The organism is Providencia rettgeri, from assembly GCF_041075285.1.
In the GTDB taxonomy this organism is placed as follows: Bacteria; Pseudomonadota; Gammaproteobacteria; order Enterobacterales; family Enterobacteriaceae; genus Providencia; species Providencia rettgeri_G.
In genome coordinates this window covers 2,246,991-2,273,691 of record NZ_CP163512.1, presented here as the reverse complement: position 1 = coordinate 2,273,691, position 26,701 = coordinate 2,246,991, and the positions used below count along the sequence as shown (strand labels likewise).

Below are 26,701 nucleotides of genomic sequence, written 5' to 3'. Positions count from 1 at the left end.
AAAATATCATGGCGACAACACAAGCTTATAACAATCCTGTTTTAAACTCGGCGATTAAAAAGTCGTGGAAGCGTTTAGTACCCCTGATGTTTATTTTGTATTTCGTTGCATTTATTGACCGAGTGAATGTTGGCTTTGCCAAAGATGCTATGCAGTTAGACATTGGGTTATCTGACTCCGCATTTGCATTTGGAGCAGGGATTTTCTTTGCCGCATATGCATTATTTGGCATTCCAGCAAACCTAATCTTAAATAAAATTGGTGCCCAAAAGTGGTTGAGTATTACGACAATTATTTGGGGGGTACTGTCTGCAATGACAGGACTTGTCACCAATGAAACGCAATTTATTATTTTGCGTTTCTTACTGGGCTTAGGGGAAGCGGGGTTCTATCCAGGAATTTTATTATTAGCTTCAATTTATTTTCCAAATAATGTCCGCGGCTCCGTGATTGGTATCTTTGTTTTAGGAGTACCATTGGCCTTGACATTAGGCTCCCCACTTTCAGGCGCATTATTAGAGTTACACGGTTGGTTAGGTCGTCCAGGTTGGTTCTGGATGTTTGTTATCGAGGGCCTCCCCGCTGTGGTTATTGGTATTTTTGCCTTCTTTTATCTGGATGATAGCCCTGAAAAAGCACGTTTTTTAACCGAGGAAGAGAAAAAAGCCTTAACGGAACAACTTACGAAAGAAAACGCAAAAACAGAAACGACCTCAGTACTTTCTGCACTCAAAAACGCCAAAGTGTGGCATCTAGCGTTGATTTACGGCACCATCCAAATTTCAGTCTATGGCTTAATGTTCTTTTTACCTTCCCAAGTGGCCTCACTCATGGGGGAGAGTCTAGGATTCAAACAATCGTTAGTGGCAGCTATTCCGTGGGCTTGCTCAGCCTTTGGGGTTTATTATATTCCGCGTTTTGCTGACCGTCATCCAACGCGCCGAGTTGAAATCTCTGTGATATGTATGTTAGCAGCCGCACTGGGCTTAGCATTATCTGCATTTACCAGCCCAGTGTTTGCGATCGCGGCATTATGCTTGAGTGCTGTGGGATTCTTATCGGTTCAACCTGTTTTTTGGACGTTCCCACCCCAATTACTCAGCGGTCCTGCATTAGCGGCAGGGATCGGCTTTTGTACCACCATGGGAGCATTTTGTTCATTCCTTGCCCCAATCATTCGTGTTGAAGTTGATAAAGTCATGAACAGTAATACGGCGGGGATCGTAACATTATCTTTAATAACAGTAGGTTGTGCCGTATTAATTGCGCTACTTAAAAAGAACTCTCATAAAAATGGCCATAAAGTTTTGTCATCAAACTAATGCAACAATTGGAAGGTGAGTTATGCAAAAGATTTTACGAATTGATGAAAGTGACAATCTAATTGTTGCCTTGAAAGATTTGCATGCTGGAGAGGTTTACCATTGGGGAAGTGAAGAAATCACCTTAGTTACCGATGTGAAAGCCAAGCACAAATTTGCACTAGAAGCTGTTCCCGTCGATGGTGTCGTGTCGATGTATGGCACCGCAGTGGGTAAAGCGACGCAACCCATTGCCAAAGGTGAAGCCATTACAGTGGACAATATTCGCCATTATGCGGCTCCTGTTTCATTAGAAAGTGATGCACCGTATCAATGGACTCCGCCAGATGTTTCCGCTTATGAAACGCGGACTTTTCAAGGGTATGTGCGTGATGACGGGCGGGTGGGGACGGCTAATTACTGGTTAATTTTTCCTTTGGTTTTTTGCGAAAACCGCAATGTGACGAAATTAACGGATGCTTTAAATGATGCCCTGGGTTATACCAACAACAGTTTAAAAAGCTTTGCATTAGATTTAACCACAGGAACATCAGCACCAGTAGCAAAAGCGAAATTATTACCACATATAGAGGGAGTGCGGTGTATTACCGTAACCAGTGGTTGCGGCGGAGCAACCTCAGACAGCAAAACCATGTGTGATGTGCTGGCGGCTTATGCCGATCACCCCAATGTAATTGGTATTACTGTGTTTAGCTTAGGCTGTGAAAAAGCGCAGCGTAAAATGTTTAAAGAGTCATTAGCAGCCCGTAACCCTAATTTTGATAAACCAGCCCTGTATTTTCGCCAGCAAGAGTGGAGTAATGAAGAAGAAATGATGCAAACGGCACTCAGACAAACTTATGAGTGTATGAAAGCGGTTAAGCCTCAATCGCGAGTCGATGTTCCGTTATCTCATTTAAAGCTCGGTGTGAAATGTGGTGCATCTGATGGATTTTCAGGCATCTCTGGTAATCCTGCTATGGGGCTTGTTTCCGATTGGTTGGTTACATTAGGGGGCGCATCGGGTTTGGCTGAATTTCCTGAGTTGTGTGGTGCAGAAGGTGACATGGTAAAACGCTGTGTGTCTTTCGATGACAAAAAGAAATTCCTCGAATTGATGGAGCGCTATGAAAAAACGGCGAATTTTTTTAACACTACCATCGCGGATAACCCGAGTCCCGGTAATATTGCTGATGGTTTAATTACCGATGCGATTAAATCTACGGGCGCAGCGAAAAAAGGCGGTACTTCACCAATTAGTGCAGTATGTGATTATGCAGAACCGATGCCTGATAGTGGGTTATCCCTTGTTTGCACACCGGGTAATGATGTGGATGCTGTGACAGGTCTTGTTGCAGCAGGCTGTAATGTGGTTATTTTCTCTACTGGGTTAGGTACCCCAACAGGAAATCCGATCGTCCCCGTATTAAAAATTTCCACCAACAGTGCAATTGCGGAACGTTTGTCTGACATGATTGACTATGATTGCGGCCCAATTATTGATGGTGTGCCTCTACCCACAATCAGTCAAGGGCTTTTTGAACGCGTGATTGAGACAGCAAGTGGGGAGTATCAAGTAAAAGCAGATCGCTTAGAACAATTTGATTTCTTATTGTGGAAGCGGTCATTGGATCTCTGATTTTTTATGACCAGATAAGTTTATAAATGTTGACGGGAAAGACTTCCCGTCAACCGTGTTACTCAATTACACGCTAGCGCGTTTGGCTTTTTGCAGTTTTTCGTAAGCTGCAAGCAGTGCTTGGTGGGCAGGTAATGCTTTGAGTTCATCATCAATGGACCATAAACCATAGAAGCATGACTCACCAGCAATTGCCGCAGAGGCTGCATCCACCGCTTCTTGCCCATACATACGGACAAAAGCATTGTAGTATTGCGCAGGATCTCTTTCTTCTTCTTGCGATAATAACAGTAGCGTTTGTAAGCAGCGGTAATAGTTTGCACGTTCTGGAGTGAAGACCGAACTGTTAAAGTCCTGTGTCCATTCAACCCATGCAAGAGCTTGTTCAAGATCCCCCCCTGCAAGGGCTAACATCGATTTTAGTTCACCAATACGCAAGTTGCTCCAACCATTATCTTTGCCGACCGCTAAGCCGAGTAGCTCACGCACACGAGTGAAATCGTCTAAACCGTCATCATCGAACTGCTCGATCAGAGCAAGATAGTCCTGTTTTTCCCATTGACTATCAGGTAAACCGATAATGGTATCGCGTAAGTAAGCCCCCATTGCGTTATTGGCAATATGCAAATCTTCAACAGGATAGATATCTGACATGCCAGGCACTAAAATACGACATGCGTACACACCTAAATGATTGTAATCCGCAATATAAACTTCGGCATCCAACGTATTGAAGATCTGGATAAGCGTTGCAAACTCTTCTTGTGTCGTCCCCTTGAAGCTCCAATCTGCAAAGGCATAGTCAGCATCGTCTTTGAACAGATCCCAGCTAATTAAACCACTTGAATCAATAAAATGTGTTTCAAGGTTGGTATGCTCAGCCACTTCTTCATCATCGAATGTCGGTGCGTTAAACACGTCTAAGTCTTTTAAGCCGCGTCCTTGCAATAATTCTGTGACGGTTCGCTCCAGTGCTACGCCAAAGTCAGGATGTGCACCAAATGAGGCGAAACAGGTTCCATTTTGTGGGTTAAATAACACCACGCAAATCACTGGGTATTTCCCACCTAATGAGGCATCGTAGCAGAAAATTGGAAAACCTTCTTTTTCAAGGGTATCAATCGCTTCAACAACGCTTGGATAACGTGCCATCACCTCAACAGGGATGGTTGGCAAGCTAATGCTTTGTGCAATGATTTTATTTTTTACAAAGCGTTCGAACACTTCAGAAAGCCCTTGTACCCGAGCTTCATTTGCTGTGTTACCCGCAGACATTCCGTTAGAAACGTATAAGTTCCCAACAATATTCATTGGAATATATACTGTTTTGCCATCGGATTGGCGGGTAAATGGTAGTGCGCAAATACCGCGTTCTTCGTTGCCTGATTGCAGATCGATCAGTTGGCTTGCTGCCAAGGCATTATCAGGGTCATAAAATTTAATCAAACGACTGTCTAGCAAACCTTCAGGTAAGCTGTCATCCTCTGTCAGTGGGAACCATTTTTCATTTGGATAATGAACAAAATCACCCTGTGAAATGGATTTACCCAAGTAGAAGTCAGCAAAGAAGTAGTTAGTTGATAAACGTTCAAAATATTCACCAAGGGCAGAGGCTAAAGCTGCTTTTTTGCTCGCCCCTTTACCATTGGTAAAACAAAGAGGGCACTCTTTATCGCGAATATGTACTGACCAAACGTTTGGTACAGGGTTTAACCATGACGCTTCTTCAATATCAAACCCCAATTTTTTTAATTTGGTTTGGAATGCTTCGATGGAATCTTCAAGAGCGGCATCTTTGCCGGGAATAAATGTTTGGCTCATTGTCAGTCACTTGTGAATAGCGTGTTTCAAACGGGCTATAATACGGATTTTTGCCAAAAGCCTCACGCTTTTTATTCACTCATAGATAAATCATCTTAAAATCCATTATTTATCCTAAAATAATTATATAGATCACACAAAAGTCAGCATAAATACACATAATAACTGAAGTTTATTAATGAAAGGAAAATAAGATGAAAAACAGAAATAAAGCGCTGCTCGCGACACTGGTTTCACTGTTTGCCGTATCAGCGATTGCTCAGCCAAATATTACGGTACTCGCGACGGGAGGAACGATCGCTGGAGGCGGAGACTCTGCGACTTCTTCCAGTTACCAATCCGGTAAAGTGGGTATTGATGCTTTGATTAATGCCGTGCCAGAAACCAAAAAAATCGCCAACTTAACTGGTGAGCAATTAGTGAATATCGGTTCGCAAGATATGAATGACCAAGTTTGGTTGACGTTAGCGAAAAAAATTAACCAAAATTGCGATAAAACGGATGGATTTGTGATCACCCACGGAACAGATACGCTAGAAGAGACTGCCTATTTCCTTGATTTAACGACCTATTGTAAGAAGCCGATTGTATTAGTTGGCGCAATGCGTCCATCCACTGCACTGGGGGCAGATGGTCCGCTTAATTTGTATAATGCAGTGGTGCTAGCCACAGATAAATCAGCGGGTGATCGCGGCGTGCTAATGGCGATGAATGATAAAGTCATTCAAGGTCGTAATGTTATGAAGATGAGTACCACAGAAGTGCAGGCATTTGATGCGGTTAACGCAGGCGCAGAAGGCTTTATTCATGATGGTAAAGTGACATATTTCCAAGCACCTCAACCCCGGGGTGATAAAGCGGTGTTCGATGTGAGTCAATTAGATAAATTACCAGCAGTTGGTATCGTATATAACTATGCCAATGCATCAGCCGCCCCTGTTAAAGCGTTAAGAGAGGAAGGGGTAGAGGGGATTGTCAGTGCAGGTGTGGGTAATGGCAACATGTATAAAACGGTATTTGATGCACTAGCGAAAGCTGCCAAAGAAGATGTGGTGGTAGTACGTGCAAGCCGCGTGCCAACGGGCTACACCACACGTAATGCCGAGGTTGATGATAACCTATATGGCTTTGTGGCATCTGAAAGGTTAAATCCGCAAAAAGCGCGTGTATTATTACAGTTAGCGTTGACTGAGACTAAAGATCCACAAAAAATCCAAGCCCTATTTGAGAAGTATTAAATACAATGAGTATGGATAGTTAGATCGCGGGGTACAGGTTTCTGTACCCCGTTAGTTTTATGGCAAATGAGGCTAAATAAGAAACAAACATATTTAAAGACAAATTGAAGTGAGTCTGTGAAAGTCAGTGGGAATTTTCGGGGCGAACTCAATTTTTAATGTCAATGTGGTGATAGGCTTCCCTCAAAAATGGCCGTATTCGAAAAAATTACTCATTAGTTAGCAATTTATTTAATTTAATCTGAATGGAAAATTCTGTTATTTCGTTTTTATTTTCGCATTAAATCAATTGGTTAACAGCCACCCTTCCAAAGTCATCATCTATGACAGTGACAGTTAATTAAAATTAATGTGCCACCGATCATATTTTGGCAACAAAGCCAGTATCTGTGTTGATAATTCGCGTCGCAAAAAATAGGCTAATTGCATCACAAGTAACATAAGTTGCTGTGAATATTTAGATTTAAATGGATCGTTAAATCGTATTTCGGCCGAATAATAAAACATAAAAAATATTAGAGGAATACAAGAATGGTTAATAAATATGTCAATACTGGCAGGAAGTTGCTCGTCTTAAAAATCGCAATTGCGTTGTTGCCTATCGCATATCAGCCGATTACATATGCTGAACAATTCCTTGAAGATTCAAAACTTACGGGAGGGCTTTATTATTGGCAAAGGGATCGTTCCCGTAAGGATTTAGATCCTAATAGCGATAAATATAAAAAGTATGCAGACAATCTGAAACACTCTACATTCAATGCTAGCCTAGACTTTTCATCTGGTTATTTTCAAGATGTCGTTGGTCTAGATTTAGCGGGTTTTACCGCAATCGAATTATCAAATAGCGGCCCTGCGGCCCCCAATGAAATTGGTTTTAGTGATGCGAAATCCCGTTGGGATGAAAAATGGACGGGTGACCGCAGTGGTGTGACGTTTTACAAAGCTGCCGCGAAACTGAAATACGGCCCTTTCTGGGGAAGAGGGGGATATATTCAGCCAACGGGTCAGACTTTGTTAGCTTCACATTGGAGCTATATGCCGGGGACTTATCGCGGTTTAGAAGTTGGTGGGGTATTTGATTTTGAGCGTAACGGTGAGTTGAGTATGTCCTATATGTGGACAGATCGCTATAAAGCACCGTGGTACCGTTCAATGTATGATTTTCGTGAAGCGGATGGCAAAACAGGGATCAGTTATTTGCACTCCATTGGGTTTAAATACGATTTTAAAAACAATTTGGTGTTAGAAGGGGCTTATGGTCAAGCGAAAGACTATATGGATCAGTATTTTGCTAAGGTTTCATACGCGGTACCTGTAGCAGAACGGGATTTGCGCCTGTCATACCAATTCTATGGGGCAAAAGATAAAGTTTCAGATGGTGGAGTCAATGATGTTTATGACGGCTTAGCTTGGTTGCAAGCGATGACATTTGGCTATACCTATGAAGAGTTTGATTTTAAAGTTGAAGGAACTTATGTAAAAGCAGAAGGTAACCAAGGTTATTTCTTGCAGCGTATGACACCCGGTTGGGCAACATCGAATGGGCGTATGGATATTTGGTGGGATGGCCGCTCAGATTGGAATGCTAATAATGAAAAAGCAGTGTATGCAGGGGTAATGTACGACTTAAAAAACTGGGATCTTGCTGGTTGGAAAGTGGGCACATCCTATATTTATGGTTGGGATGCTAAGCCAAGTACAAATTCCCAATATGCTCAAGATGTGCGTTTAAAAGAAAGTGCGTGGAACTTTGATATTTTATATACGGTACAAACAGGTCGAGCAAAAGACACACTGTTTAAATTACATTTCACCAAGTATGATAACCATACCGATATTCCTAGCTATGGCGGTGGTTATGGCAATATCTTCCAAGATGAAAAAGATATCAAGTTTATGGTTATGATGCCATTTACTGTTTTTTAATTAATAGAATAGTTAACTAGGTAGTGGTTACCTTTGTAATAACTACGAGGGTAGCCAACTCAAATACACATAGCATATAAACATAATATCAAACGTTAAATAAAATAAGGAAATATACGTATATTAAAGGATTGAAAATTAAAAATAAGGTGGATTGTATTCACCTTATTTTTATTTTCATAATAACTTTCTTCGAGTTTCTTAGAGGAAAATGGATGGGCTTTTATAAAGAAGCGATTCCTTTATCGTCATTATTTTTGATGAAAGGGGCATCAAGCTTTGCTTTATCTTTTAATTGAGTGATTTTCTCAGTATGAGAGGCACTATTTTTCACATTCGCTTGTCCTGAAAGAATACCGCCTTTTTTAATCGATAAGCTGCTGTAGTGAATTGTGCCATGGATTTCGCCATTATTTTCAATGCTAATGGAATCAGAAACACACTCACCTTCGACTCGACCATTAATAATCAATTCCTTACAACTAATGTTACCTGTAACTTGTCCATTAAGCATGACTTTCACAGTATTCTCTTTTCCAGTGATATTACCAATCACCTTGCCATAAATATGTACTTGCTCATTGGATGTAATATTACCTTCAAATATCACATCTCTTGAGATAATCGTATTCGATTTTTCTTCACTAAGGGTTGGTGTTGATATCATAACGTGTTCTTCTACCTTAGAAACAACTTCAGGTTCAGGAATTGCAGGGGTTTCTTCAATGGTTTGTTTGTTTTGTCTTTTGGTGAACATTTTACTTACCTTTTTTTGATTGAAGTATAAGATCAAAAACAGTATTGATAATACAAATGAAAATAAGGTGATGGCAGTATGACTAAAGAACCATCCTATTAAAGTAAGAAACCAGAAGAAAAAACTCGTATTAATAAAGAAGTATGTTTTTTTCATCAGTTAATCTCTTACGAAACACGAGAGCGAACCAAGTAAGTCTAGTTAAAAATACAGTAATTACACAATAAAAATGTATTTTTACTTTTTTATTACACTTTTCTTGTTTATTAGATTCAAAAATAAAAAATTTTGATACTAGTATACTGAGCTTATTTTAGACGCTATAAGATAAATTATATGGCATTTATATGAAAAATAGATACAAAGTATATTCCGTTAACTTTATGTATTGCTATGATATCACAGTAAATGTTCTCAAATTAAGAAGGTATATTTATCAATCGATAATATAAAGGATTTGAAGTGAATTGCAACTTATTATGGAACACTTCAATGTTTCACATTAATAACATATTTTAGTGATAAACAGAAAATGAATAAGAAAAATGTGCTGAGTATCACGAAAAAATTGATTATCCGTGGATTGAATATAATAAAAAAGCCTGATAACAGTTGCTATCAGGCTTTTGCAAAATAGTTCACCATGACGATATGATGGTGATTAATTCATTACTCTTTTGCTTCGTGTGCGTCAGCGTTATCGCGGCAATCACCATCAGCACAGTGACCATACAAGTATAAGCTGTGGTTAGACAACTTAATACCGTGGCGAGCAGCGATATTTTTTTGGCGAGTTTCAATCGATTCATCAGTAAACTCAATCACTTTACCACAATCTAAGCAGATTAAGTGGTCATGGTGATGCTGCTGAGTTAATTCAAATACGGATTTTCCACCCTCGAAATTATGGCGCGTAACGATACCTGCATCATCAAATTGGTTCAATACACGGTATACAGTCGCTAGCCCGATCTCTTCGCCCATATCAATCAGCTTTTTATAGAGATCTTCCGCACTGACGTGGTGGCACTCAGGCTCCTGAAGTACTTCCAAAATCTTGAGTCTTGGAAGAGTGACTTTGAGTCCAGCATTTTTCAATGCTTTATTGTTGTCTGTCATGCGGGTTTGTCCTGTATCTTAAATCATAAATTTAACAATAACGAAACATTTTTAACATAGATCCAGTTGTCTTCTAAACTGATTTACAATTATAGGCATGGAAAATAAAAATAGAAACCATGCATTGTCTCATTATTTTGATAATCTCTTATAAGTCTATCCAATTAGGATAGTTAATCGATTATTCTAGACTGCCTCATGCCCCTTTAGGATGCATTTTGCCTGGGAAAGCTCCCAGCTTAAGAGCCAAGTCTGTTTTTAATCGGTTAACCAAGAATTTCAGCTAATGACATTTCTTCAGAGATTTGTTTGACCCATGCATCAACACGTTCATCAGTCAATTCGGGTTGACGGTCTTCATCGATCGCTAAGCCGATAAAGTGGTTATCATCTGCCATACCTTTTGAAACTTCAAAGTGGTAGCCTTCAGTTGGCCAGTGACCCACAATCACCGCACCACGAGGTTCGATGATATCGCGAATGGTGCCCATCGCATCACAGAAATATTCTGCGTAGTCTTCTTGGTCTCCGCAACCAAATAGGGCGACAAGCTTACCTTCAAAATCAATTTCTTCTAACGTTGGGAAAAAGTCATCCCAATCACATTGTGCTTCGCCGTAATACCAAGTTGGAATACCAAGAAGTAGAATATCAAAAGCTTCAATATCTTCTTTACTGCACTTAGCAATATCATGAACTTCTGCTACGTCTTTGCCTAATCTTTCTTGGATCATTTTGGCAATATTTTCTGTGTTACCTGTATCACTTCCGAAGAAAATACCGATGACTGCCATAAACTGATTAACCTCTTGTTTTTCTAAGAGAGAAAGAAGGAATTTCTCAACTTCTAGAACTCATTTAGAACGAAAATAAAATAGAATTTTACGCCTTATTCTGGCGAAAAAACCTTTATAAGTCTGTCAAATTTGTGTGATTTATTAAGAGAACACTATTTGCATAACGTCTCATCCACCTGTTGTAGTTGAGACATCAAAATTTCTTCTATCAATTCACTACGGCTTATATTTTTTTCTTCAGCTAACTGATTGAGTACAGCAACAGCTTCTTCATTTAGTTTAAGTTCAACTCGGCGCAACCCTTTCACTTTATCGCGTTTTAATTGATTGCGTTTGTTGATCCTCAATTGTTCATCCCGTGATAGCGGGCTTGTCTTCGGTCGCCCAGGCCTTCGTTCCTCAGCGAACAAATCCAGAGTAGTACGATCAGTTTGTTCTTTTGCCATGTCTATAATTGCTAAAAGGGTGTGCCAATAATTCAGCGCGCCATGATACCCTAGCTAATCACGCAGTGCTATAGCTTGGAGGCAAGGGAATAAGCCTGATAGGTTAAAAAAAGCGCGCTTTTAGAAAAAAAGCACCACTTGCTATAAGGGTGATGCTTTTTTAGACATTTTATTGCGTTTGCTGATGCCATAAACTGGCATAAAGCCCGTTTAGTGCAAGGAGGTTTTTATGGGTATCCATTTCAATCACTTCCCCTTGGCGAATAACACATATTCTATCCGCATGCATAATGGTGTTTAGCCGGTGTGCGATACTAATCACCGTTCTCCCTTTCGTAATTAAAGGCATATTTGCCATAATTGCAGCTTCTGATTCGTAATCGAGCGCCGAGGTGGCCTCATCAAGAATTAAAATATCCGGTTCAGTCAGTAAAGCACGTGCTAAGGCGATTCGTTGTCGTTGTCCCCCCGAAAGATTTAACCCTTTTTCAGCTAATGGAGAATTGAAGTTATCCGGTAAAGACATAATAAAATCGTAGGCACCAGCCAGCTTGGCTGCTTGGATAACTTTTTCATCAGATGCTTGAGGCGCACTTAAACGAATATTATCCGCAATACTTCCAACAAACAGCGTACTTTCTTGTAAAACCACACTCATTTTTCGGCGTAGTGATACAGTATCTGCTACCGCTAAATCCATTCCGTCAACAATAACTTGCCCATGCTGTGGAACATAAAGCCGCTGCAATAATTTCGTTAATGTACTTTTTCCAGAACCGGAAGGCCCCGTTATACCAATAAACTCACCCGCTTTCACCGAGAGCGAAAGATTATTCAGAACTTCAGGGGTATCAGGTTGATAACGAAATCGAATATTTTGAAATTCAATCTGCCCCTGAATGGCAGAAGAGCTTGAAATACCTTTTCGTTCATTTTCGACTGGTTTATCAAGAATATCCCCAACACGACGAAGGGAAATAAGCGTATGTTGAAAATCTTGCCAAACTTGTGCAAACCTGAGGACTGGTTGAGTAACATGTGCACTTAACATATTAAATGCCACTAACTCACCGGGGGTTATCCCACCGTTTAAAACCTCTTTAACCCCGACCCACAATAAGATTGCTGTGGTGATTTTACTCACAAGGGTCATTAACTGTGTCGCAATTTCACTTCGCATACAGACTTTGAAGTTTTGCTGTAATTGCTTACTGAATACCTTTTCCCAGCGCTGATTAAAATATTTTTCGGTGGCGGTTGTTTTAATGGTTTCAATGCCCGTAATACTTTCGGTGAGAAACGTCAGCCCATTTTCGTCAGCTTGATAGGATTTTTCAGTTTGCTGGCGGATCATAGGACCTAAAGCCATCCATAAAATAAAAAAGACGCCCATTGAGCCGAGTAAAATCCACGACATTAAGCTGCTATAGGAAAATAACACGGTGATAAATAAGATCACAAAGATAAAATCGATAAACAGCATTAAAGTCGAGCCAGTCAAAAATTGCCTGATATGTGAGAGTTCACGCACTCGGGCAATAATTTTCCCTGTAGGTCGCAATTTAAAATAATTGAGTGGTAGCGCCATTAAATGTCGATAAATCTTTCCTGAGAGTTCCGCACTGATTTGGCTGCTCGTATGGCTAAAAATTTTATTACGGATAAAACCATATATTGGCTCAGCAATCGCAATAGCAAAGATAGCTAATGCAATGATATGTAGGTTAGAGAGACTTCGGCCCACTAAAACCTTGTCGATGAGATTTTGGAATAATAGCGGGCTCACTAACGCAAAAAACTGAATAACAGCAGAAAGGATAAAAATATTTCGTAATTTTGCCAACTGCCTGATGATTGACGGAACGAACCAGCTAAAGCCGAACGCTTTTTTTTGCTCAGGCTCTAATTGTTCTTTGAATAACAAGATGTCGAGCTCAGTGTGATGATCAACCCCATCTTCTAGCGCCGAATGCTGTTCAAGAGTAACGGGGTTAATCAAAATAAGGTCTTTTTCTTGATGTAAAACTTGCCAAATCCCATTTATATACACCAATGCAGGAAGGGGGATCTGCTCGAGTTTGGAATATGACAAAGCAATCAGTTCTGTTTCATACCCTAAAATGTGCGCGCATTCCCTCATCTCCCAATCTGTAGGGGAAAGGGTTTGCATACCAATCGCATGCCTAAGTTGGTCTGAAGTGACATTTTTATGGTAATAATTAGCCATCCACACGATAGCATCCAAGCCATGGTTATTGATTTGTTCCATCGATTACTTCTCTCTCATTGCATTAGAGGTATATTCATTAATTGGGCTAAGCAGGTAATCGATAATTCGGCGCTTATCGGTTTTTATTTCAGCTACGATGGAAAGCCCTGGAGTGAGTTCGATGTTTTCACCATCAACCAAGAGTTGCTTTTTGTTAAGCCCTATCTGACCCAAGAAAACCAGACCAAGGTTTTCGTCTTGGATGCTATCACGTGAAACAGAGATCACTTCACCTTCAATGGTGCCATAACGGGTATAAGGGAAGGCATCTATTTTCACATCGGCTTTTAATCCTTCATGAATAAAGCCGATATCTTTGTTTAAAATTTTAATTTCAGCCAGTTGGACATGGCTGTTTGGCACAATCACCATTAATTGCTGAGCAGGTTGAAGTACGGCACCTAGGGTATAAGTGGTAAGTTGTTGTACCGTGCCATCAACAGGCGCACGAATAACTTCTAATTGATTTCTTTCTTGGTTCTTTAACAGTTCTTGTTCGAGAGAAACTTGTTTAAATGCCGCTTGTTTATATTTTTCATCCCATTCTTGTTTTTTTTGGGCCTTGATCCTTTCTTGCCTTTTAATTAATGCATGATGCTGGGTAACCAATGTCGATAGCTCTGATTGTTTTGCGGTTTTCTCTTTTTTAGCGATTAAGAGTTCCCGTTCTTGCTCTAGAAATTCTTTTTGGCTGATCAGCTGTTTTTGTGTCAATGAGTGGTGTGCATCAAGACGTTTTTTAATATTACTAATTAATGAGTTAATTGAATTTAATTCGTTTTTTCTTGCTTGCTGACTAACAACATTAAGCTGTACTTCATTGCTAATTTCATTGAGAAGTGACTCAAATTCCGCTTGTTGCGTTTGATAACTTGCCAAAGCACTTTTTTGTTCAGCATCTGTTAACTGTTTAAACCGAGGTAACTGAGCAATAGATTGTTGAGACAGCAAAGCCTGATAAATTAACGTTTCAGCCACGTGAAAATTATGCTGATAGTTGAGGCTTAGAATATCTTGATCAACACCAAGTACATTGACGGTTAGTAACGGATCACCTTGTTTTACACTCTGACCATCTTCGACATGGATCTGTTGTAAACGGCTTAATTCAAACGCTTGAATCAATTGTGTCCGGCCAGAAACGATTAATTTCCCCTGCGTCGTTGCTTGAATGTCTAACTTACCGAAATATGACCAAGCGACGGCAATAAAAATACCAATACTAATTGATATTGCGACATACATAGCTAAGTAAGAAGGTGGGGTTTTTAAAATAGCCAAATGTGATGGTAAAAAACTGTTATAACGGTTTCGTTCTAATCGATGTTTCATGTTACGTCCATGTCTTATTTTAGAGACTGCTGTAGTGTCCATAAATGGTTATAAAAAGAACCTTGCTCAATAAGCTGCTGGTGGTTACCTTGCTCAATAATTTTCCCATCTTGCATGACAATGATCCGTTGGTGATGACGAATGGTTGATAAACGGTGCGCGATGGTAATCACGGTTCTTCCTTTGGCTATTACATGCATGTTTTCTTGAATAATAGCTTGGGACTCATCATCTAAAGCACTGGTCGCTTCATCAAAAATGATGACTTTCGGGTTAGCAAGCAAGGTGCGAGCAATTGCGATACGCTGCCTTTGCCCTCCTGATAATGATGTTCCGCCTTCGGATAGCACCGTATCGTAGCCCATTGGTAACTTAAGAATGAAATCATGAGCCCCGGCCATTTTAGCTGCATGGACCACCTCATCCATTGAAGCGTTCGGAACGGTTTGCGCAATGTTGTGAAAAACAGATTGGCTAAATAGGAAGTTTTCTTGTAATACAATGCCTATCTGTTGCCTGAGTGAATGTAAATTGATGGCAGATAAAGGCGTGTTATCAATATAGATAGTGCCACTTTCTGGTGTATAAAGCCTTAATAGTAGCCGAGCAAGGGTACTTTTTCCGGAGCCAGATGTACCTACAATCCCGATGGTTTCTCCTGCTTTAATATTTAAGTTAAAGTTTTGAAGGATATAAGGCATGTTCGGTTGGTAACGAAATGAGATATCCTTAAGTGTTAGATCCCCTTTGATGGACTGTATGTTTTCTGCTTTATTTTGTTCAATTGGTAAGTTTATGATTTGAGATAGTTTTTCGATGGCAACATTGGTACGAATGTAGTCTCCCCATAATTTCACTAATTTTACCAGTGGTTGATTAGCGTGACTGACCATCATATGAAAAGCGATAAACTGACCAATTGTCATTTGCAAAGCCAATACTTCAGAAGCCCCAACCCATAAAACAACGGCACTTGTGACTTTCTCAATTACCATGACTAAATGTTCAGAGCGGGAGCTAATTTGCCCAGAGACAAAGTTAGTTTGACTCATATCCGATGTTTGGCTATCCCAACGACGGACAAAATTAGGTTCGACCGATAAGCTTTTTGCCGTTTCAACACCATTGATGCTTTCGGTAAGGAAGGAGGTATTAATGGCAATATTGGTAAATTGTTGCTGGGCAGCAGATTCAATTTTAGGGGTTAGCCACCAAGCTAATAAAAGGTAGAGGGGGATAGAGCACAAAAATATTAATGTGAGTGTTGTAGAGATTAAATTCATCACATAAATAAATACAAATAAAAATAGTACATCCACACATAATGTGAAAAAGCTGCTAGTTAAAAACTCACGTATTGTTTCTAACTCTTTAACTCGTGTAACAATAGCACCAATTTGCCGGTTTTTAAAAAATGGAATAGGGAGATGTAATAAATGGTTAACTAATCTTAGTCCAAGAGTCATATCGATACGATTCACGGTATGATGATAAATATACTCACGTAATCCTTTTAATATAACTTCAATAAACGCTGCAATAATTAACCCAAAAATTAACACATCTAGTGTCACTAAGCTATTATGGATCAAAACCTTATCCATAATAACTTGCATCACAATCGGGGAGACTAATGCTAATATTTGCAGAATAAATGAGAAAAATAAAACCCAAAGAATAATGGATTTATATTTCATAAACTCAACTTGAAACCATGTTATATCAAATTGACCTTGTTTAAGGCTGACATGTAACCAGTCACCACACCAATGCTGTTGCAATTGTGCTATATCCCAGATCTCGGGTGGAGAATTACCGAATTTTTGAACTAGAACTTGTTGATCATTTTTATTGGCCAATAAAAATGCTTCACCTTGTTTATCATATAAAATAACAGGGCAAGAGAGCTTCGAAATATCGTTTGATTTTTGATGTTTATTTTTGCAACTAATGCCGTGCTTTTTTTTGATTAGCTTAATTTTCTCATGATAACTTATTGTTTGGTTTATTAACTTCTCAAGTTCATTATTATTGGTTTGCCCTGATAATTTAGCAATAATATTAATAAAATATAACGTCGAAATTTCTTGTGTTTGTTCCATGTTTAGTATTAATCATTCCTTTGAATACATAATGAAGTATAAATAGAATTAGATGATTAATTTAATCTATATTCAATTAGGTTTCTTTAAAGTTTGGATGATACAGGCTTTAATATTCGCTGTGTATTGAAGTTCATCCTATTCTTTAATTTGAAATGAAATTAATATGATGAATTGAAATAATATAGATATTGAAAAGAGTAATATCTTCTCAATATCTTATTAGTAAACCCCAATTAATTAGGTATAGATAAAAAGCGATGAATGGCTCTTAATACATGATCCGGTTTTTCTGCATGTACCCAGTGCCCGGTATCAGCGACAACCCATGCTTTTGCATTTGGAAATTGAGCCGCAATTTCATCTTTATATTCTGCCTGCACGTAAGGTGAATTACCGCCAGGGATCAATAATACAGGTTTATCCCAAGTAGGAACGGTTTCCCAACCGATGATATTTTCATAATTGGCTTTAAGCGCAGGGATGTTAAATTTCCATTCACCGGACTTAAACGATTTAAGCAAAAATTGAATAACGCCTTCCTCGTTAATGTCATTTCGCATAATAACCGCAGCATCTTGGCGGTTGGTCGCTTGCCCCGCGGTAACGGCATCTAGAGCTGCAAAAATTTTATCGTGACGACGAACATGGTATGCGACAGGGGCAATATCAATCGCGACAATTTTTTCGATAAAAGTAGGGGCAATTTCAGTTGCTGCCATCGCAATTTTACCGCCCATAGAATGGCCAATTAAAATCGCACTTTCATAACCTAATGATTTGATAAGTGTAATAACATCTTGTGCCATTTGTCGGTATGTCATTTGTTCATCACGAAAAGACTCACCATGGTTGCGAACATCAATTTGAATAGTATCAAAATAGTGCTGGAGATCGCGACCCAGTACGCCCAAATTATTGAGATCACCAAATAACCCATGAATAAGCACGACAGGGCTATTGCTCAGTGGATTTTCTGCTTTATGGATAGTATGGTTGAGTAATAGAGTCATATTTATCTTATTAATTATAGAAGTGAGTCACTTATCATGTCATGGCTATCGAAAAAATCCAAATATTCGGATTTGAACTGCAATAGTAAGCTGAATTAGCTGGGGCAATGTGAAGAAAATACGTTATAACAGGGTTCCAGAAAATTGTGTGTTAACCTAGGGGCTGTTTATCAGTGTATCCGTCATGCTGACTGACGACGACTTGAATGCAATATTGTCCCTAAACGCTGCCCTACGAGGTCGATTAAAGTTCGTTTCAGCTATTTGATGCTGCGTTAACAGGCCATTGCTTAAAATGGCTTTAATTTGAATAAACAATGACCACCAAAGATAAACAGAGTTTAGAACGAAAACAGTTAAAGCGACAGGACGATAACATACTGAAATATCATCGAACTTAGAAGAATGTTTACTTTAAGTTATTGAAATTTTAATTGTTTTGTTTTTTTTAAAACTGTCTTATAATCACACCGCAAATTTTAGTTAAATAAGTACTGGGAAAAAATGAAAACGATAGAAGTTGATGAAGAGCTTTACCGCTATATTGCGAGTCACACACAGCATATCGGTGAAAGTGCATCGGATATCTTGCGCCGTATGTTAAATTTCAAATCCGGGCAGCCAGTACCAGTTAAAGAAATGAGTCAGGCACAACCGGCAATTAAAGCAGAAGCCCCAGTGAGTACACCTGCGGCTGCACAAAACCCTGTAAGAGTGGTTAGAGAATTATTACTGTCAGATGCTTATGCGGAAAAAAGCAAAGCCATCGATCGTTTTATGTTAATTTTGTCGACACTGTATAGTTTAGATGCAAAACGCTTCGCCAGTGCAACTGAACTTATGCATGGTCGTACACGTGTTTATTTTGCCGGTGATGAACAAACACTCCTCGCTGCGGGTAAGCAATCTAAGCCTCGTCATATCCCTGGTACGCCTTACTGGGTGATTACTAACACGAATACTAATCGCAAACGTAGTATGGTTGATGCCATTATGCAGGAAATGCAATTCCCCGCGAATGTGATTGAAAAAGTGAGTAATACAATTTAACAACTATATTTCACTGATGTTGGTAACCAAGCATCAGTGCTTTGGGAGAAAACAAGTGACAATACATGAACGTGCAGGGCAGCTTCCGTTTCAAAGTGACTTGATCAACGTCGCTCAATTAACCGCTCAATATTATACGCAACAGCCTCAGCCCGGTAATGCTTCACACGCCGTTAAATTCGGTACCTCGGGTCACCGAGGTAGCTCGTTACGTAAGAATTTCAATGAAAACCATATATTAGCAATTGCACAAGCCATTGCCGATTTACGTAAACAGCAAGGCGTAACAGGTCCTTGCTACGTAGGTAAAGATACGCACGCATTATCTGAAGCAGCGTTTATTACTGTGGTTGAGGTACTCGCGGCTAATCAAGTTCATGTGATTGTTCAGGAAAATAATGGCTTTACTCCAACACCTGCGGTCTCCCATGCCATTTTAAGCTATAACCAATCCCATACTGATATTGCAGATGGTATTGTTATTACGCCCTCTCATAATCCACCAGAAGATGGTGGGATAAAATATAATCCTGCTAACGGTGGTCCTGCGGATACGGATCTGACCTCAGTGATTGAAAAGCATGCAAATCAATTACTCGCAAACAACCTTGAGGGGGTTAAACGTGTCAACTTTGATGAGGCGATGGCAAGTGAATATGTCATCGCCCAAGATCTGGTCATGCCATATGTGGCGGCGCTTGGCGAAGTTGTGGATATGGCTGCGATTGCACAGTCAGGGTTAAAAATAGGTGTTGACCCTCTCGGCGGCTCGGGTATCGAATACTGGAAGAAAATTGCAGAATATTATCAATTAGATATCGAAATTGTTAATGACCAATTAGACCAAACATTTCGTTTTATGCCACTTGATCACGATGGCGTGATCCGCATGGATTGTTCATCAAGTTGGGCGATGGCAGGCTTATTGGGCATGAAAGAAAAGTTCGATTTAGCCTTTGCGAATGACCCAGACTATGACAGACATGGCGTCGTGACACCTGATGGCCTGATGAACCCTAACCATTATCTTGCTGTTGCAATTGATTATCTATTTCAACATCGCCCGCAATGGGGAAAAGACGTTGCTGTGGGTAAAACATTGGTTTCCAGCGCGATGATTGATCGTGTTGTTAGTGATATTGGTCGTGAACTCATTGAAGTACCCGTTGGGTTTAAATGGTTTGTTGATGGTTTGTTTAGCGGAAAACTGGGGTTCGGCGGAGAAGAAAGTGCTGGTGCATCATTCCTTAAATTCGATGGTACACCTTGGTCTACAGATAAAGATGGTATTATTTTGTGTCTGTTAGCAGCAGAAATTACCGCAGTTACAGGAGAAAACCCGCAGCAACGTTATAACAAATTAGCTAAAAAATTTGGTGCGCCAGTTTATAACCGGATCCAAGCTAAAGCGACCCATGAAGAAAAAGCCAAACTCAGCAAGCTATCGCCTGAAATGGTCGCTGCCGATACACTCGCAGGAGATAAAATTACCCAGCGTCTAACGGCAGCGCCGGGGAACGGTGCGTCAATTGGCGGGCTCAAAATCATGACCGATTATGGATGGTTTGCGGCTAGGCCTTCAGGAACAGAAGAGGCATATAAAATTTATTGCGAAAGCTTCCGCGGTGAGGCGCATCTGCGTTTAATCGAAAAGGAAGCGATCGAAATAGTCAGCAAAGTCATTAGCTAATCCTACCTTCGTTTGAATATCCCGTATTGCAACGCTCGGGGCAATTCGGGATATTATCTGTTTTTTATCGTTAATTTCTTCATAAAATTAGGGTTGTTGAGAGTGTGACGAGATTAACAAAATTCTTTTCTTTATTCTGCCCAAAATTCCCCTATCCCATTTCATTATTGAGCGACAATAACCGTTGCAGCTAAAAGCTCACAATGGTACAACTCTAAGTCTCTGAGTGAATTTTGCTAACAATAATTGAAGGTAGGGTGAGGTCAATGAGTCAGGTTTATAATTTCAGTGCAGGTCCAGCAATGCTACCTGTTGAAGTGATGCGTCGTGCTGAACAAGAATTTTGTAATTGGAAGGGTTTAGGTGTTTCAGTGATGGAAGTTAGCCATCGCGGAAAAGACTTTATTGAAGTGGCGTCGGAAGCAGAGCAGAACTTACGTGACTTATTAAATATTCCAGATAACTATAAAGTATTATTCTGTCACGGTGGTGCCCGCGCTCATTTTGCCACTTTGCCAATGAATTTATTAGGGGACAAAACCACCGCAGATTATATCGTAAGTGGCTATTGGTCGGAATCTGCGGCGAAAGAAGCTGCAAAATATTGCACGCCAAATGTGATTCAAATTGCCGAAGAAAAAGATGGTGTTGTGAGTTTAAAACCCATGAGCGAATGGCCTTTAAGTGATGATGCGGCTTATGTACATTACTGCCCTAATGAAACTATTGGCGGTTTAGCGATCCACGAAGACCCCGATTTCCCAGAAGATAAAATTATTGTTGCTGACTACTCTTCTTCCATCTTGTCTAAACCTATCGATGTCAGCCGTTATGGCGTAATTTACGCGGGCGCTCAAAAGAATATCGGGCCAGCAGGGTTAACGATTGTTATTATTCGTGAAGATTTATTAGGTAAAGCGTCACCACAGACTCCTTCCGTGTTTGATTACAACGTGTTAGCAAAACATGATTCCATGTTTAATACCCCGCCAACATTTGCATGGTATTTAGCGGGTATGGTTTTCAAATGGTTAAAAGAGCAGGGTGGTTTGCAAGAAATGGCAAAACGCAACTATGAAAAATCACAATTACTCTACAATGCCATTGATGATAGTCAATTTTATATTAACCGTGTTGCCGTGGAAAACCGCTCTTGGATGAATGTGCCATTTCAAATGCAAAACCCTGCACTAGACGCTAAATTCATTGAAGAAGCGAAAGAGCAAGGTTTGCTTTCACTAAAAGGGCATAAAGTCTCAGGTGGAATGCGTGCATCTATCTACAATGCGATGCCGCTAGCAGGTGTACAGGCATTGGTTGATTTTATGGCTGATTTCGAACGTCATAACGCTCAATAATCAGATTTACCGACTGAAATAGGATGTTCAGTCGGTTATTTGCGCTCTGCATATTCGACAAAAAGAAACCAGAGCCAAATTTTATTTATTTGCAAACTTCACTGGAGAAACAGCTTTTTATGCAATCCCTGACATTACAACCTATCTCTTCAATTCACGGCACAATTAATTTGCCAGGGTCAAAAAGTGTCTCAAACCGCGCACTGTTATTAGCTGCGATGGCAAAAGGAACGACCACACTCACTAACTTATTAGACAGTGATGATATTCGCCATATGCTGAATGCATTAAGCCAGTTAGGCGTTAGTTACCAACTCTCTGAAGATAAAACACGTTGTTGTGTCGAAGGTTTGGGCGGGAATTTATCTCATCCAGATACGTTAGAATTATTTCTAGGCAATGCGGGAACCGCAATGCGTCCGCTGGCTGCGGCTTTGTCATTGAGTGACAATGACATTGTACTGACAGGTGAACCTCGTATGAAAGAGCGGCCAATTGGGCACTTAGTGGATGCACTAAGAGAAGGTGGTGCAGTCATTGACTACTTAGAGCAAGAAAATTACCCACCAATCCGCCTCAGAGGCGGCTTTATCGGTGGTCAAATTTCAGTCGATGGCTCGGTGTCAAGCCAATTTTTAACCGCATTATTAATGGCAGCACCGCGTGCCAAACAAGATACGACTATTTCAATTATCGGTGAGCTAGTCTCTAAACCGTACATTGATATCACATTAGCCTTAATGAAAACCTTTGGCGTTGAGGTGGAAAACCACCAATATCAGACCTTTATCATTAAAGGGCAACAGCAATACCAATCACCGGGTGAATATTTAGTTGAAGGGGATGCTTCTTCTGCCTCCTATTTCCTTGCTGCTGCGGCGATTAAAGGGGGGACTGTACGAGTCACAGGCATTGGTCGCAACAGTTTGCAAGGTGATACTAAGTTTGCCAATGTGCTAGAAAAAATGGGGGCAACCATTCGCTGGGGTGATGATTTTGTGGAGTGCGAGCGCGGAACACTCAACGGGATTGATATGGATATGAATGCAATTCCTGATGCTGCGATGACCATTGGTACTGTTGCATTATTTGCAGAGGGCGAAACCGTAATTCGTAACATTTATAACTGGCGAGTAAAAGAAACTGATCGGTTATATGCGATGGCGACTGAACTACGTAAAGTGGGTGCAGAGGTAGAAGAAGGGCATGATTATATTCGAGTGGTACCACCGAAAAAATTAAAACATGCAGAAATTGAAACCTATAATGATCACCGTATCGCTATGTGCTTTTCGTTAGTTGCATTATCGGATACGCCCGTCACTATTTTAGACCCAGGTTGTACTGCCAAAACCTTCCCTGATTACTTTGAGCAGTTGGCTCGATTAAGTTAATCATGCGATTAAAAGGGTTGATATTAAGAGGGTAATATCAACCCTTTCACCTTGCTAAACAGAAATTATCTCCTATTTTCTGGTGAACATCAGAACCTGCTTATTTCACAAAATCGATGAGTTGGTATAATAGCTTCACTGAATTCAATTGCAGGTAGCTAAGGTTACTTGCAGGAAAGGAGATTTTTTTATGGTGGCAATCGCCCCTGTAATCACGGTGGATGGACCTAGCGGAGCCGGTAAAGGTACGCTTTGCCAAGCATTAGCAAATGATTTTGGATGGCAACTTTTAGACTCAGGTGCAATATATCGAGTGCTGGCATTAGCGGCATTGCATCACCATGTTGATATCCAATCAGAAGATGCATTAGTGCCACTGGCAGCGAATTTAGATGTGCGTTTTGTCCCTGAAGATAATGTATTAAAAGTTATTTTAGAAGGGGAAGATGTTTCCAATCAGATAAGAACGGAAACAGTCGGTAATACCGCTTCCCAAACTGCGACTTTTCCACGTGTCAGAGAAGCTCTATTAAGACGTCAGCGGGCATTTCGCACAATGCCCGGGTTAATTGCCGACGGTCGTGATATGGGAACGGTGGTATTTCCAGATGCGCCAGTCAAAATTTTCCTTGATGCTTCAGCGGAAGAACGTGCACATCGGCGTATGAAGCAGTTGCAAGAAAAGGGCTTTGATGTTAATTTTGAACGTCTTTTGAGCGAAATTGAAGAGCGTGATTTTCGAGACCGTAACCGTTCCGTTGCCCCTCTTGTTGCTGCAAAAGACGCGTTAGTGCTGGATTCAACAAGTATGTCTATTGACGAAGTTATTGAAAAAGCACGCACCTACGCAAAAAAAATTCTACAATTATCGTGATAATAGGCTTTATTTTAGCTTATAATTAGATAATATACGCACTTACTGTTATGTTGGTTATTTTATTAGCATAACATCAACCTTGCGACATGGAATGTTGTCGGGTATGTGAAACAACCCCATTTGGCGGGAAGCTAAGTGGACGTTAATTTAAAACTCTTGAAGATCATTAATATGACTGAATCTTTTGCTCAACTCTTTGAAGAATCCCTGCAGAATATTGAAACTCGTCCTGGTTCTATTGTTCGTGGTACTGTTGTTGCCATCGATAAAGACGTAGTCCTGGTTGACGCAGGTCTTAAATCAGAATCTGCTATCCCAGTAGAACAGTTCAAAAATGCTCAGGGTGAGCTAGAAATCCAAGTTGGCGACGAAATCGATGTAGCTCTGGATGCAGTAGAAGATGGTTTCGGTGAAACTATCCTGTCTCGTGAGAAAGCTAAACGCCATGAAGCATGGCTGATGCTGGAAAAAGCTTACGAAGAAGCTGAAACTGTAACTGGTGTTATCAACGGTAAAGTTAAAGGCGGTTTCACTGTTGAGCTGAACGGTATTCGTGCGTTCTTACCAGGTTCTCTGGTAGATGTACGCCCAGTTCGTGATACGACTCACTTGGAAGGCAAAGAGCTTGAGTTCAAAGTAATCAAGCTGGATCAGAAACGCAACAACGTTGTTGTTTCTCGTCGTGCTGTAATTGAATCTGAAAGCAGCGCTGAGCGCGATCAACTGCTGGAAAACCTGCAAGAAGGCATGGAAGTTAAAGGTATCGTTAAGAACCTTACTGACTACGGTGCATTCGTTGATCTGGGCGGTGTTGACGGCCTGCTGCACATCACTGACATGGCTTGGAAACGTGTTAAACACCCAAGCGAAATCGTCAACGTTGGTGATGAAATCAATGTTAAAGTTCTGAAATTCGACCGTGAGCGCACGCGTGTTTCTCTGGGTCTGAAACAACTGGGCGAAGATCCTTGGGTCGCAATCGCTAAACGTTACCCAGAAGGTACTAAACTGACTGGTCGCGTGACTAACCTGACTGACTATGGTTGCTTCGTTGAAATCGAAGAAGGCGTTGAAGGTCTGGTTCACGTTTCAGAAATGGATTGGACAAACAAAAACATCCACCCATCTAAAGTTGTTAACGTTGGTGATGTTGTTGAAGTTATGGTTCTGGATATCGATGAAGAACGTCGTCGTATCTCACTGGGCCTGAAACAATGCAAATCTAACCCATGGCAGCAATTTGCAGAAACTCACAACAAAGGCGACCGTGTTGAAGGTAAAATCAAGTCAATCACTGACTTCGGTATCTTCATCGGACTGGACGGCGGCATCGATGGCCTGGTTCACTTGTCTGACATCTCCTGGAACGTTGCAGGCGAAGAAGCAGTTCGTGAATACAAAAAAGGTGACGAAATCGCAGCTGTTGTTCTGCAAGTCGACGCAGAGCGTGAGCGTATTTCTTTAGGTGTTAAACAGTTAGCTGAAGATCCATTCAATAACTACTTAGCAGCAACTAAGAAAGGCGCAATCGTAACTGGTAAAGTAATCGCAGTTGATGCAAAAGGTGCAACTGTTGAGCTGACACTGGGCGTTGAAGGTTACCTGCGTGCATCAGAAGCTTCACGTGACCGTGTTGAAGATGCAACTCTGGTTCTGAACGTTGGCGATGATGTTGAAGCTAAATACACTGGTGTTGATCGTAAAAACCGTGTAATCAACCTGTCTGTTCGCGCTAAAGACGAAGCTGATGAGAAAGACGCTGTCGCAGCTGTGAACAAACAAGAAGATACAGCATTCGGCAACAATGCTATGGCTGAAGCTTTCAAAGCAGCTAAAGGCGAATAATTAAGTGGGGGCAACGAAGGTTGCCCCTTTGTAGCGGTAGTTTAGGGAGGTACTATGACCAAGTCTGAATTAATTGAAAGACTGGCTAGCCAGCAATCTCATCTTTCAGCAAAAACCGTTGAGGAAGCTGTAAAGGAAATTCTTGAGCATATGGCTGATACGCTAGCTAGCGGTGAGCGTATTGAAGTCCGTGGTTTCGGCAGTTTTTCTCTTCACTACCGTGCACCACGCGTTGGCCGTAACCCAAAAACAGGTGATAAAGTGGAACTGGAAGGTAAATACGTTCCTCACTTTAAACCAGGTAAAGAGTTACGTGATCGTGTAAATATCTACGGTCAATAATAGGCTGTAAATCTTAATTATTACATCAAACAGCGCTTGTGTTTCACATAGCGCTGTTTTTATATATCCTGACCAGCACCAGCACCAGCACCAGCACCAGCACCAGCACCAGCACCAGCACCAGCACCAGCACCAGCACCAGCACCAGCACCAGCACCAGCACCAGCACCAGCACCAGCACCAGCACCAGCACCAGCACCAGCACCAGCACCAGCACCAGCACCAGCACCAGCACCAGCATCAGCATCAGCATCAGCATCAGCATCAGCACCAGTATCAGCACTATTTGCAGAATATACTAAAAATACTAAAACAAAATAGCATTTAGTTAAGTTTGGTTATCAGTGCGAAGCGCTTCGCAAAAAAAGTGTAATGAGTATTA

Annotated in this window: 21 protein-coding genes; 11 read left to right on the top strand and 10 right to left on the bottom strand. The window is 40.7% G+C overall.

Annotated features, from left to right (window positions below):
• Positions 1–8: 8 nt before the first annotated feature.
• A complete protein-coding gene (locus AB6N04_RS10285; protein ID WP_369308207.1) occupies positions 9–1,322 on the top strand; it encodes an MFS transporter in 1,314 nt (437 codons plus the stop codon).
• A 22-nt stretch (positions 1,323–1,344) separates the two neighbouring features.
• A complete protein-coding gene (locus AB6N04_RS10280) occupies positions 1,345–2,940 on the top strand; it encodes a UxaA family hydrolase (RefSeq protein WP_369308206.1) in 1,596 nt (531 codons plus the stop codon).
• A gap of 66 nt (positions 2,941–3,006) precedes the next feature.
• Here the strand turns inward: AB6N04_RS10280 and ycaO are convergent, their stop codons facing one another.
• Positions 3,007–4,761: a 30S ribosomal protein S12 methylthiotransferase accessory factor YcaO gene (ycaO, locus tag AB6N04_RS10275; RefSeq protein WP_369308205.1), complete on the bottom strand. Its 1,755-nt coding sequence runs from the start codon at positions 4,759–4,761 to the stop codon at positions 3,007–3,009.
• Positions 4,762–4,955: 194 nt separating this feature from the next.
• Here ycaO and ansB point away from each other — a divergent pair, with 194 nt between their 5' ends.
• On the top strand, positions 4,956–5,999 hold the full coding sequence (gene ansB, locus AB6N04_RS10270; RefSeq protein ID WP_369308204.1) for an L-asparaginase 2: 1,044 nt from the start codon (positions 4,956–4,958) through the stop codon (positions 5,997–5,999).
• 531 nt (positions 6,000–6,530) lie between these two features.
• Positions 6,531–7,928 (top strand): OprD family outer membrane porin, encoded by a 1,398-nt coding sequence (locus AB6N04_RS10265; protein WP_369308202.1) that lies wholly within the window; start codon positions 6,531–6,533, stop codon positions 7,926–7,928.
• 223 nt (positions 7,929–8,151) lie between these two features.
• On the opposite strand, the gene AB6N04_RS10260 is transcribed toward AB6N04_RS10265, so the two are convergent.
• From AB6N04_RS10260 to ybfF, 8 genes are all read right to left on the bottom strand, one after another.
• Positions 8,152–8,685 carry a polymer-forming cytoskeletal protein gene (locus AB6N04_RS10260; protein ID WP_369308201.1) on the bottom strand — a complete coding sequence of 178 codons (534 nt, stop codon included), beginning with the start codon at positions 8,683–8,685 and terminating at the stop codon, positions 8,152–8,154.
• A gap of 669 nt (positions 8,686–9,354) precedes the next feature.
• Positions 9,355–9,804, bottom strand: a complete 450-nt coding sequence (gene fur / locus AB6N04_RS10255; protein WP_004256285.1) for a ferric iron uptake transcriptional regulator — start codon at positions 9,802–9,804, stop codon at positions 9,355–9,357.
• A 266-nt stretch (positions 9,805–10,070) separates the two neighbouring features.
• Positions 10,071–10,598 (bottom strand): flavodoxin FldA, encoded by a 528-nt coding sequence (gene fldA / locus AB6N04_RS10250; RefSeq protein ID WP_004256261.1) that lies wholly within the window; start codon positions 10,596–10,598, stop codon positions 10,071–10,073.
• A gap of 155 nt (positions 10,599–10,753) precedes the next feature.
• Entirely contained in the window at positions 10,754–11,047 is a 294-nt protein-coding gene (ybfE, locus tag AB6N04_RS10245) for a LexA regulated protein (protein ID WP_369308200.1), read from the bottom strand.
• 169 nt (positions 11,048–11,216) lie between these two features.
• Positions 11,217–13,316: a type I secretion system permease/ATPase gene (locus AB6N04_RS10240; protein WP_369308199.1), complete on the bottom strand. Its 2,100-nt coding sequence runs from the start codon at positions 13,314–13,316 to the stop codon at positions 11,217–11,219.
• Between the two features lie 3 nt (positions 13,317–13,319).
• Positions 13,320–14,648: an HlyD family type I secretion periplasmic adaptor subunit gene (locus AB6N04_RS10235; protein WP_369308198.1), complete on the bottom strand. Its 1,329-nt coding sequence runs from the start codon at positions 14,646–14,648 to the stop codon at positions 13,320–13,322.
• Positions 14,649–14,662: 14 nt separating this feature from the next.
• Positions 14,663–16,750, bottom strand: a complete 2,088-nt coding sequence (locus AB6N04_RS10230; RefSeq protein WP_369308197.1) for a peptidase domain-containing ABC transporter — start codon at positions 16,748–16,750, stop codon at positions 14,663–14,665.
• 236 nt (positions 16,751–16,986) lie between these two features.
• Positions 16,987–17,763, bottom strand: a complete 777-nt coding sequence (ybfF, locus tag AB6N04_RS10225; protein WP_369308196.1) for an esterase — start codon at positions 17,761–17,763, stop codon at positions 16,987–16,989.
• A 504-nt stretch (positions 17,764–18,267) separates the two neighbouring features.
• Between ybfF and seqA the strand changes: the two genes are divergently transcribed.
• From seqA to ihfB, 7 genes are all read left to right on the top strand, one after another.
• The gene (gene seqA / locus AB6N04_RS10220) at positions 18,268–18,813 is read left to right on the top strand and encodes a replication initiation negative regulator SeqA (protein WP_369308195.1); all 546 of its coding nucleotides are present in this window, start codon (positions 18,268–18,270) and stop codon (positions 18,811–18,813) included.
• A 55-nt stretch (positions 18,814–18,868) separates the two neighbouring features.
• Positions 18,869–20,503, top strand: a complete 1,635-nt coding sequence (gene pgm, locus AB6N04_RS10215) for a phosphoglucomutase (alpha-D-glucose-1,6-bisphosphate-dependent) (protein WP_369308194.1) — start codon at positions 18,869–18,871, stop codon at positions 20,501–20,503.
• Positions 20,504–20,769: 266 nt separating this feature from the next.
• Positions 20,770–21,861, top strand: a complete 1,092-nt coding sequence (gene serC, locus AB6N04_RS10210) for a 3-phosphoserine/phosphohydroxythreonine transaminase (protein ID WP_369308193.1) — start codon at positions 20,770–20,772, stop codon at positions 21,859–21,861.
• 119 nt (positions 21,862–21,980) lie between these two features.
• Complete coding sequence (gene aroA, locus AB6N04_RS10205; protein ID WP_369308192.1) at positions 21,981–23,255, top strand: 3-phosphoshikimate 1-carboxyvinyltransferase; 1,275 nt, start codon at positions 21,981–21,983, stop codon at positions 23,253–23,255.
• 190 nt (positions 23,256–23,445) lie between these two features.
• Positions 23,446–24,129 (top strand): (d)CMP kinase, encoded by a 684-nt coding sequence (gene cmk, locus AB6N04_RS10200; RefSeq protein WP_369308190.1) that lies wholly within the window; start codon positions 23,446–23,448, stop codon positions 24,127–24,129.
• A gap of 174 nt (positions 24,130–24,303) precedes the next feature.
• A complete protein-coding gene (gene rpsA, locus AB6N04_RS10195; protein ID WP_004909559.1) occupies positions 24,304–25,977 on the top strand; it encodes a 30S ribosomal protein S1 in 1,674 nt (557 codons plus the stop codon).
• 54 nt (positions 25,978–26,031) lie between these two features.
• Positions 26,032–26,319 (top strand): integration host factor subunit beta, encoded by a 288-nt coding sequence (gene ihfB, locus AB6N04_RS10190; RefSeq protein ID WP_006813582.1) that lies wholly within the window; start codon positions 26,032–26,034, stop codon positions 26,317–26,319.
• 43 nt (positions 26,320–26,362) lie between these two features.
• Here ihfB and AB6N04_RS10185 read toward each other — a convergent pair whose 3' ends face one another.
• Positions 26,363–26,584, bottom strand: coding sequence for a hypothetical protein (locus tag AB6N04_RS10185; RefSeq protein WP_369308189.1), 222 nt, complete (start codon positions 26,582–26,584; stop codon positions 26,363–26,365).
• Between the last annotated feature and the right edge of the window lie 117 nt (positions 26,585–26,701).

Bases quoted from the DNA above. Each gene is read 5' to 3' on its own strand.
- AB6N04_RS10285 (WP_369308207.1), top strand. From the start codon at position 9: ATGGCGACAACACAAGCTTATAACAATCCTGTTTTAAACTCGGCGATT.
- AB6N04_RS10280 (WP_369308206.1), top strand. From the start codon at position 1,345: ATGCAAAAGATTTTACGAATTGATGAAAGTGACAATCTAATTGTTGCC.
- ycaO (WP_369308205.1), bottom strand. From the start codon at position 4,761: ATGAGCCAAACATTTATTCCCGGCAAAGATGCCGCTCTTGAAGATTCC.
- ansB (WP_369308204.1), top strand. From the start codon at position 4,956: ATGAAAAACAGAAATAAAGCGCTGCTCGCGACACTGGTTTCACTGTTT.
- AB6N04_RS10265 (WP_369308202.1), top strand. From the start codon at position 6,531: ATGGTTAATAAATATGTCAATACTGGCAGGAAGTTGCTCGTCTTAAAA.
- AB6N04_RS10260 (WP_369308201.1), bottom strand. From the start codon at position 8,685: ATGTTCACCAAAAGACAAAACAAACAAACCATTGAAGAAACCCCTGCA.
- fur (WP_004256285.1), bottom strand. From the start codon at position 9,804: ATGACAGACAACAATAAAGCATTGAAAAATGCTGGACTCAAAGTCACT.
- fldA (WP_004256261.1), bottom strand. From the start codon at position 10,598: ATGGCAGTCATCGGTATTTTCTTCGGAAGTGATACAGGTAACACAGAA.
- ybfE (WP_369308200.1), bottom strand. From the start codon at position 11,047: ATGGCAAAAGAACAAACTGATCGTACTACTCTGGATTTGTTCGCTGAG.
- AB6N04_RS10240 (WP_369308199.1), bottom strand. From the start codon at position 13,316: ATGGAACAAATCAATAACCATGGCTTGGATGCTATCGTGTGGATGGCT.
- AB6N04_RS10235 (WP_369308198.1), bottom strand. From the start codon at position 14,648: ATGAAACATCGATTAGAACGAAACCGTTATAACAGTTTTTTACCATCA.
- AB6N04_RS10230 (WP_369308197.1), bottom strand. From the start codon at position 16,750: ATGGAACAAACACAAGAAATTTCGACGTTATATTTTATTAATATTATT.
- ybfF (WP_369308196.1), bottom strand. From the start codon at position 17,763: ATGACTCTATTACTCAACCATACTATCCATAAAGCAGAAAATCCACTG.
- seqA (WP_369308195.1), top strand. From the start codon at position 18,268: ATGAAAACGATAGAAGTTGATGAAGAGCTTTACCGCTATATTGCGAGT.
- serC (WP_369308193.1), top strand. From the start codon at position 20,770: ATGAGTCAGGTTTATAATTTCAGTGCAGGTCCAGCAATGCTACCTGTT.
- aroA (WP_369308192.1), top strand. From the start codon at position 21,981: ATGCAATCCCTGACATTACAACCTATCTCTTCAATTCACGGCACAATT.
- cmk (WP_369308190.1), top strand. From the start codon at position 23,446: ATGGTGGCAATCGCCCCTGTAATCACGGTGGATGGACCTAGCGGAGCC.
- rpsA (WP_004909559.1), top strand. From the start codon at position 24,304: ATGACTGAATCTTTTGCTCAACTCTTTGAAGAATCCCTGCAGAATATT.
- ihfB (WP_006813582.1), top strand. From the start codon at position 26,032: ATGACCAAGTCTGAATTAATTGAAAGACTGGCTAGCCAGCAATCTCAT.
- AB6N04_RS10185 (WP_369308189.1), bottom strand. From the start codon at position 26,584: ATGCTGATGCTGATGCTGATGCTGATGCTGGTGCTGGTGCTGGTGCTG.